Raw genomic sequence first — 8,673 nt, forward strand, 5'->3', positions numbered from 1 at the left:
GTCAGCCCGCCCCCTTGTGGATACCGCATGCACCGGTGATACCGCACAGGCGTCGACCCGTCAGCACCTACGACACCAGGAGTTCAACCTCAGTAGGTACTGGCACACCCAACAGGGATGGTGGATAGCCGAGTAACACCCCTCCCTGCTTCCCCGGCAGGGTGGGCGGCGAGCACCCGGTCGTGCAGGTACTCGTCCGCGGCGACGATCCGCGGGCAGGCCCGCGTCCGCTCGGCGAGCGGCAGGCCGGCCGCGGCGTCCGCCGCGGCGAGTCGAGGACCGCGCGGGCCAAGAGCGGGCCCATCTCGAGCACCGGGCCAAGGACGACCCTCTCGTCCAGGACGCGGACCTCGTCGAGGTCGACGGAGGCGGAGGCGGAGGCGTGCCAGGACTGCCTGACAGGCGCGGCGATGTCGCGGTGCAGCAGGCCCGCCAGGGCGTTGCGGGCCGGGCGGGCCCAGCGGAACAGGCCGCCGGCGCCGGCATGGACAGTGAGCACCAGCTCCCGCAGCAGGCCGATGACGTCATCGGTCGGGCAGGCGGGCGGCCTACTGCCGCTGCAGGACCTCGGTCAGCTCGGGGAGCGGCTCGCGGCCGGCGTGCGCGCGCCGGCACGCGGCGTGGTAGGCCAGGTAGCCGGCGTGCCCGAGGCCGACGGTGTCCTTCAGCAGTGCCTCGACGACCAGGAGCCAGTCCCCGTCACCGGCCCCGGGCATTGCCCCCAGGGCCGGTGGGCCTCGGGGCAGCACCCACGCCTTCCTGGGGTAAACCCCCTGTGCGAGAGGGTGACTGGCAGGCTGTTTCGGCTGGTCGCAGGCGCGGAGACTCGGTGGCATGACGATTTCCCCGCAGGCCGTCGCGGCCACCGTGCCCGCCGCCCGACCCCGTCCCTCCGGTGCCGGAGCCGGCAGTGACTTCGCGCGGCTGTCCCGTCGTATCACCGAGGCGGGGCTGATGAGACGCCGTCCGGGCTACTACACGACGCGGCTCGGTCTGGTGATCGCGCTGACGGCGGGCGGATGGGGAGCCTTTGCCGCGCTCGGGGACACCTGGTGGCAGATGGCGACGGCCGCCTTCCTGGCGCTGATGTTCGGCCAGATTGCTCTCGTTGCCCATGATCTCGCGCACCGTCAGGTGTTCCGGCGACGCCGGCCGAGCAAATTGTGGGGCCGGCTCTTCGGCAATCTCGGGATCGGCATGAGCTACGGCTGGTGGGTGAACAAGCACACCCGTCACCACGCCAACCCCAACCACGAGGAACTCGACCCGGACGTCGCCCCGGACATCCTGGTGTGGTCCACGGAACAGGCCCGCGACGCCCGGGGCCTGGCCCGTCTCATCGGCGGTCACCAGGCGGGGTTGTTCTTCCCGCTGCTGACGCTGGAGGGCTTCAACCTGCATGTGGCGAGCCTGCGGGCGCTGCGCTCACCGGACATGAAGCACCGGACGCTGGAGGCGGCGCTGCTCCTGCTTCACCTCGCGGCCTATCAGTCCGCCCTGTTCCTGGTGCTCTCCCCGGGCAAGGCGGTGGCGTTCCTCGCCGTGCACCAGTGTCTCTTCGGCGTCTACCTCGGGTGCACCTTCGCGCCGAACCATAAGGGCATGCCCACGTTCCGCGGCGACGAACGGCCCGATTTCCTGCGCCGCCAGGTGCTCACCTCACGCAACGTGCGCGGCGGACGGCTGACCGACGTTCTGCTCGGCGGGCTCAACTACCAGATCGAGCACCACCTGTTCCCGAGCATGCCCACGCCCCATCTGCGCCGTGCGCAGACCGTCGTCCGTGCCTACTGCGCGGAGATCGGCGTGCCCTACCACGAGACCGGCCTGATCCAGTCGTACCGCGAGGCCCTCACACATCTGCATCAGGTCGGTGAGCCGATCCGGCAGCAGCGCCGAAGGGGCGCCTGACGTCGTTGGTGCAGTCGACGGCGTGGAGCACGACGCCGCCGGGGTGCGCGGCCGCCGGCAAGCAGACCGCGGCCGCCGTGCGCGAACCGCTCACCCCGGCCGTCACCGCCGCCCCGCTCATGCGCTGCCCCGACCCTGCCGCCATCGCTTTCAGGGTTCGGAAACAGGCACTGAGAGGTCGTTTTCATCTATATTGCCCAGGTATCGGGAGGTTCTTGGAGTGTGGGATCGCGGTGCGGAAGGGGTAGTGCGGTGTGGTCAGGGCCTGTGTGCTGGGCGGGGAGACGGGTGGGGCGGGATGTGGCTTGTTCCTGTCTCATCCCAGGACGTCCGGTCTTCGTGGCTGTGTGCTTCGGTCGCCGCTGCTGTGCGCCTGGGCGCACTCGATTCGCTGCGATACGCCGGAAGCATGCCGACGCGACGCCTGTATCCGAGTGATCAGTCCGATGCCCGCTGGGAGTTGATCGAGCCGGTGCTCTCGGCCTGGCACTTCGAGCGCCGCGGCAGGGCTCTGGACTTCGGCCGGCCGCCCGAGCACGATCTGCGCGACATCATGGACGCGATCTTGTATGTGGACCGCACCGGCGTGCAGTGGCGCTATCTCCCGCACGACTTCCCGCACTGGAACACGGTCTACGGATACTTCGCCAAGTGGCAGCAGGAAGGCGTGTTCGCTCAGCTCAACGGCCTGCTCAGGCGGCTGCAGCGGGAGAAGGAAGGACGGGACGCCGAGCCATCGGCCTGTGTGATCGACGCCCAGAGCGTCAAGACCTCCACCAGCGTCCCTGCCAACGGCCAGGGCATCGACGCCGGGAAGAAGATCGTCGGTAGGAAGCGGAACATCGTCACCGACACCCTCGGCCTCCTGCTGGCCGTGCTGGTCACCTCGGCGAGCGTGCAGGACTCCGTCGCCGGCACCCGGCTCCTGGACCAGGTCGCCGCCGAACACCCCGGCATCCGCAAGGTCTGGGTCGACGGCGGCTACCGCCAGCACCTTGTCGAGCACGCGGCCACCCTCGGCATCAACATGGAAATCACCGCCCGCACCTCTGGGACCAAGGCATTCACCCCGATCCCGAAGTGCTGGGCGGTCCAGCGGACCTACGGCTGGCTGACGCTCCACCGCCGTCTCGCCCGCGACTACGAGACCCTGTCCGCCTGATCCGAAGCCATGATCCACCTCGCCATGACAGACCTCATGGCCCGCCGCCTCACCGGCGAGAACACCATCTCCTAGCGCGACCCGACACCACAGACCAAACAACAGATCCCAAGATAAAACACCGGGACAAAACGACCTCTCAGGGGCGCATTCGCGTGGGGACTCGTCGTCCTCTCGAAGTCGGACGACGGCGGGCGCGACACCGTTCACGAGTCAGCTCGTAGGCGGTTGACGGGATCCCGTCCGATCACTTCGATCGGGCGGAATCTCTGCGTTTCGCCGGACGGGCGGCAGGCACCCCTGGCGGGCGGCGCCCGTAATCCGCTGTTCACCGCCTCCTTCGCGAGCAAGAATCGTCCGCATGTCTGCGATCCCCGGTGGCACGACCGCCTTCCACGACCTGCCCGCGTTCCTCGCCCAGCCTCGCGTCAACTCCCTTGCGCTGTCCGCCGACGGTGGCCGTCTCGTCGCCACCGTGCAGACGCTGTCGGAGGACCGGACCAGGTTCGTGTCCGGGCTGTGGGAGATCGATCCGGCCGGGGAGCGCGAGGCGCTGCGCCTGACCCGGTCGGGGAAGGGCGAGTCCAGGCCCGCGTTCGGCCCGGACGGGGTGCTGTACTTCCTGTCGGAACGCGAGGACGACAGTGAGGAGGACAAGCACGAGGGTGCCGCGCTGTGGGCGCTGCCCGGGCGTGGTGAGGCCGCCGTCGTGGCCCGGCACCCGGGCGGGATCACCGCGTTCACCATCGCCCGGGACTCCGGCGCGCTGGCCCACACCGCCGGGCTGCTGCCCGGGGCCTCCGACGCCGACGCACACGGCAAGCTGCGCACGGCGCGCAAGGACGCGAAGGTCACCGCGATCCTGTACGAGGCCGGGCCGACCCGCGCCTGGGACCGCGATCTCGGCCCCGAGGAACAGCACACCTTCGTGCGCGCGGGGGCCGAGGGCGCCGTGGTTGACGCCGGCGGGCAGGGCGTCGGCCTCGAGCACCCCGGGGACGTGGCGCTGTCGCCCGACGGGACGCGAGTGGCCTACACCCGGTTCGTACCCGGCCGGGTGCCCGCCGAGAACCGCACCGCCGTGGTGGTGGCAGACGCGGCCACCGGCGAGGAGGTCTTCGTCCTGGGCGATGTGGAGCACCTCTACGAGGCGCCGGTGTTCACGCACGACGGCTCGGCGGTCGTGTGCTCGCGGATGACGTGGCCGACTTACGACGAGTCGATGGACATGACGCTCGTCCGGGTCGGCGTGGACGGCGGCGAGGCCGTCGATCTGCTGCCCGGGTTCGACAACTGGCCTGTCGGCGCCGTCTGTTCGCCGGTCGACGACGCCCTCTTCTTCGTGGCCGATGTGGAGGGGCACGCGCCCGTCTTCCGGCGGGACGCGGACGGCACCGTGACCCGGCTCACCGCCTCGGGCGCGTACGGCTCGCTCTGCGTGGCCCCCGACGGGCTGACGCTGTACGCGCTGCGCAACGCGATCGACTCGCCGCCGCGGCCGGTCAGGTTCGAGGCCGGCGTTGCCGACCAGACGCCGGTCGAGCTGCCCGCCCCCGGTGCGTTCGACGCGCTGCCGGGCACCCTCACCGAGGTGCACGCCAACGCGGCGGACGGGTACGGGCTGCGCGGCTGGCTCGTGCTGCCTGAGGGCGCGTCGGCCGAGAACCCCGCGCCGCTGCTCGTCGCCGTGCACGGCGGGCCGCAGGGCAGCTGGAACGGCTGGACCTGGCGGTGGAACCCGTGGCCGTTCGCGGCCCGCGGCTACGCGGTGCTGCTGCCCGACCCGGCCCTGTCGACCGGCTACGGTCAGCAGGGCCACCGGCGCGGCTGGGGGCAGTGGGGCGGGGTCCCGTACACGGACGTGATGGCGCTGACCGACGCAACCGAGGCCCGTGACAACATCGATGCCGCGCGCACCGCGCTCGGGGGCGGCTCCTACGGCGGCTACATGGCCAACCGGGTCGCCACGAGCACCGATCGGTTCAAGGCGATCGTGAGCCACGCGGGCCTGTGGGACCTGCGGTCCTTTCAGGGCGACACCGACGCGCCCTGGTACTTTCAGTGCATCTTCGGGGACCCGGTGACCCGGCCCGAGCGGTACGAGGCGCACTCCCCGTACCTGGACGCCGCGAAGATCCGGACGCCGATGCTGGTCATCCACGGCGCGAAGGACTACCGCGTGCCGGTCGGCCAGGGCGCCGCGCTCTTCCAGGATCTGCAGCGGTTCGAGGTGCCTGCGAAGTACCTGTACTTCCCGGACGAGAACCACTGGATCCTCTCCCCGGGCCACATCCAGGTCTGGTACGAGGCGTTCCTGAACTTCCTCGACCACCACGTCCTTGGTCACGAGTGGCAGCGGCCCGGACTGCTGTGAGGGCGGGCGGGCGTCGGCCTTCGACGAGGTGGGATCCCCGCTTCTGGGCAGGAACGGACGCCGGTTCACCGCGGCCGACACGTTAGCGGACGCCAGGTGCAGCGACACCCCGACCCGGCGGTTGGTGGCCTCGCCCGCGACGCCGGTGTACTGCCAGGGCGCGCGGGTGGCAACCGGGTCTGGATCACCCACGACCGGACGAAAGCCATGTCGTCGGCCGAGTGGTCCCGCACGGCCTGTCTGCTGGCGCACGAGACCAACGCGGCCGTCATCTACGTCGAGTGGAACTTCGGCCGGGACATGTGCACGCTCGCCATCGTCACGGCTTGGAACGCACTGCAGGAGGAGGGCGCGATCCCGAAGGACAAGCTGAAGGCGGATCGACGCGGTGAGCGCCAAGCAGGGCAAGCTGCTGCGCGCGGAGCCGATTGCCCAGCAGATGATCGAGGACAGGGTGCGGCTGCGCGGGGCGTTCGTCCCCGGCCTGGAGAACGAGTGGGCGACGTGGCAGCCCTCCGACCAGGACTCGCCGGGCCGCATCGACGCCTCCTGTGTCCTCGTCCACGGCCTGATCCCCGAGGCCAACAAGGGCGCGATCGTCCACGCCCCGCTACCGACGTCGCCGATCCCCGGCACGTTCGCCGGCCGGGCCGGCGTCCGGTGCGGCGGCAGCGTACGGCAGGAGAATCGGCAACTGATCCAGGGAGCCAACTGCGGCGCCTGTTGCGTCTCTGGCAGCAGTGAAGCGGGGAGGGGCCATGCGCCGCGTACGTAGTGGGCAGCGAGTGACGCTGCGGTTGAGCCGCCAGAGGCCGGGCAAAGTGGGGCAGCGAGAACGCGTCGACGCGGGGGGTACGGAGCGGAAGCCGCGCCAGTGGCGGGATCTTACGGTGATCGCGAGTCTTCTGGCCGTCCTGGTCACCGTTCCGGGAACCGTGTGGGCCGTCCTTGTCGCCCAGTCCCAGTTGCATCAGGCCGACGAGGCGGCGGTGAAAGAAGAGCGTGCCCAGGCATCCAGGGTGTCCGGTTGGGCAAGCCAGGATGCGCACGGCAAGTGGTTGTTCCACGTGATGAACCGGAGCCCTGATCCCATCGCGCAGATTTTCCTGTCGTTCGCGCCGCTGATCCCTGACGCCAAGGTCTCCCCCGTATGGGCTGTCATGGTGCCGAGCGTCCCGCCCTGTACCGACATGACGATCAGCCAAGGTCAGCTCAGGTACAACCTGGACGACCCATTTCGGCCACTTGAGTTCACCTTGCCGATTCCATCACTCCCTAAGACGGTGTCCTATGTGGTGATCGCTCGTTGGGCTGTGTATGGGGCGGGGTACGTGCGGTTGGATTGTTCCGGACGGGCTGTGGGAGATCGCGAAGCCGTTGATCCCACCGCCGAAGGTGCGGCCACAGGGCGGCGGAACGCAGGACACGCCTGATGAGACGCTGTTCGCGGCAATCATCTACGTGTTGGTCAGCGGTTGTGCCTGGCGGGCCCTGCCGCCGTGTTTCGGGGTATCGAAGTCGACCGCGCACCGCCGGTTCCTGATCTGGTCGCGGGCCGGGGTGTGGGGCCGGCTGCACGAGGCGGTCCTGCACCGGCTCGACGACGCCGGCCTCATCGACGTCTCCCGCGTGGTCCTCGATTCCGCCCACGTGCGCGCTAAAAAGGTGCCTCTATGGGCTTCGTCAAGCTGTAGCCGGGGTGGGCGACTGGTAGAAGGTGCCGTCTCGGAGCATCGCGAAGAGGACGTCGATGCGGCGTCGGGCCAGTGCGACGAGGGTGCGATGTGGTGTTTCCCCTCGCGGCGTTTTCGGTCGTAGTAAGCACGGGACTCAGGCTGGGAGAGCGAGGCGAACGCGGCGAGGTAGAAGGCCCGTTTGAGCTGCTTGTTGCCGCGCCGTGAAGGGTGTTCGCCGCGGATGGAGGAGCCGGAGTTCCTGGTCACGGGTGCCAGGCCTGCGTAGGCGGCGAGGTGGCCGGCGGTGGCGAAGCCGCTGCCGTCACCGACGTCGATGAGGATGCGGGCTGCGGTCCTGACCCCGATGCCGGGCATCGAGATCAGGACCTGGGAAAGAGGGTGGGCCTCCAGAAGCTCTTCGATTCTCACGGCGAGGAGTTTGCGCTGTTCAAGGACGGACGTGAGGGAACTGGCGAGGCTGGGGACGATCAACGCGGCCGCGTCGGTGCCCGGAACGACGACGGTTTGTTCGTCGAGTGCGGTGAAGATGTCGTCGACCAGCCGCTCGGCCATCCGCGGTGCCTTCGGCCGTATCAGCGTGATTAGTCGTCGCCTTCCGGCTTTGCGGATCTGGGCCGGGGAACCGAACTGCTCCAGCAGTCTGAGCACGGCGGGATGCTGAATCCGCGGGCCCAGGACCCGCTCCAGCGACGGATGAATCTGGGTGAGCAGGCCGCGGAGCCGGTTGGCGATCCGGGTGGACTCGCCCGCCAGGTCGTCGTCGAAGCCCGCGATCATCGCGAGCTCGGCGACTGTCTCATCGGCGGGATCGACCGCCCGCAGGGTGTGGGGCATAGCTCTGGCAGCGTCCGCGATGACGAACGCGTCACGGGCATCGGTCTTGGCCTCACCCGGGTAAAGATCGGCAATTCGCCGCATGGTCAGCCCGGGCAAGTAGGCGACCTGGCAACCTGCATCTCGGGCGACTGCCAGGGGCAGAGCTCCGATGGAAGCCGGCTGGTCGACGACCACCAGCACGGTCCCGTGCTTGGCCCGGAGCTTGTCGAACAGCTCCCGCAGCTTTGGTTCGCTGTTGGGCAACGGCTTGTCGAACACCTTCTTCCCGGCGCGATTGACGGCGGCGGCGTGATGTTCGCCCTTGCCGACATCCAGCCCCAGATAGACGCCGATGCCAGTTTCGTCCGTCACAACCGTTGCTCCCGCCCTCGCCTGTTTCCCGGCCTCACCTGCGGCATCAGCGTGCCGGCATCCACGTTACGAAGAGACTGCGGTACCCGGTCGAGGGTTTGGCGCTCGTGCCTCTAATCAGCGGTCTGCCAATGCCTCCGGCACCGGCGACACCACCTTTTCGATCATCTCGACTGGGGGCTCAAGTCCTACCGGGGCCGAAGGCCGGGAGCCTCCTTGCGAGGCCACGAAGAAGGTAACGGGGCTCCACAGCCCGGCCCTCGGCCGGTCCAGAGGCGGTCTGACCAGCAAGATCCACCTCGCCTGCGACGCCATCGGTCGACCGCTCGCGTTCGTCCTGA

At 69.3% G+C, this 8,673-nt stretch carries 5 protein-coding genes and 4 pseudogenes; 7 read left to right on the plus strand and 2 right to left on the minus strand.

What is annotated here, in order from left to right; translation table 11 throughout:
* Positions 1-548: 548 nt before the first annotated feature.
* Positions 549-716 (minus strand): hypothetical protein, encoded by a 168-nt coding sequence (locus AB0947_RS42395; RefSeq protein ID WP_366755699.1) that lies wholly within the window; start codon positions 714-716, stop codon positions 549-551.
* Between the two features lie 118 nt (positions 717-834).
* Here AB0947_RS42395 and AB0947_RS42400 point away from each other — a divergent pair, with 118 nt between their 5' ends.
* The 6 genes and pseudogenes from AB0947_RS42400 to AB0947_RS42425 form a co-directional block, all read left to right on the plus strand.
* Complete coding sequence (locus AB0947_RS42400) at positions 835-1,911, plus strand: acyl-CoA desaturase (protein WP_366755700.1); 1,077 nt, start codon at positions 835-837, stop codon at positions 1,909-1,911.
* A gap of 409 nt (positions 1,912-2,320) precedes the next feature.
* Positions 2,321-3,148 (plus strand): annotated as a pseudogene (locus AB0947_RS42405) (IS5 family transposase).
* 286 nt (positions 3,149-3,434) lie between these two features.
* The gene (locus AB0947_RS42410; RefSeq protein ID WP_366755701.1) at positions 3,435-5,447 is read left to right on the plus strand and encodes a S9 family peptidase; all 2,013 of its coding nucleotides are present in this window, start codon (positions 3,435-3,437) and stop codon (positions 5,445-5,447) included.
* A 388-nt stretch (positions 5,448-5,835) separates the two neighbouring features.
* Entirely contained in the window at positions 5,836-6,222 is a 387-nt protein-coding gene (locus AB0947_RS42415; RefSeq protein WP_366755702.1) for a hypothetical protein, read from the plus strand.
* Between the two features lie 115 nt (positions 6,223-6,337).
* Positions 6,338-6,880, plus strand: coding sequence for a hypothetical protein (locus AB0947_RS42420; RefSeq protein WP_366755703.1), 543 nt, complete (start codon positions 6,338-6,340; stop codon positions 6,878-6,880).
* Positions 6,765-7,112, plus strand: a pseudogene (locus AB0947_RS42425) (transposase); the annotation flags it as partial. The gene AB0947_RS42420 and the pseudogene AB0947_RS42425, both read left to right, overlap by 116 nt.
* Positions 7,113-7,130: 18 nt before the next feature.
* Here AB0947_RS42425 and AB0947_RS42430 read toward each other — a convergent pair.
* Positions 7,131-8,332 (minus strand): annotated as a pseudogene (locus AB0947_RS42430) (IS110 family transposase).
* A gap of 256 nt (positions 8,333-8,588) precedes the next feature.
* Between AB0947_RS42430 and AB0947_RS42435 the strand changes: the two are divergent.
* Positions 8,589-8,673: pseudogene (locus AB0947_RS42435) on the plus strand (IS5/IS1182 family transposase); the annotation flags it as partial.

Origin of the sequence: Streptomyces sp. NPDC047841, assembly GCF_040704085.1 — a bacterium.
Classification (GTDB): Bacteria; Actinomycetota; Actinomycetes; order Streptomycetales; family Streptomycetaceae; genus Streptomyces; species Streptomyces argyrophylli.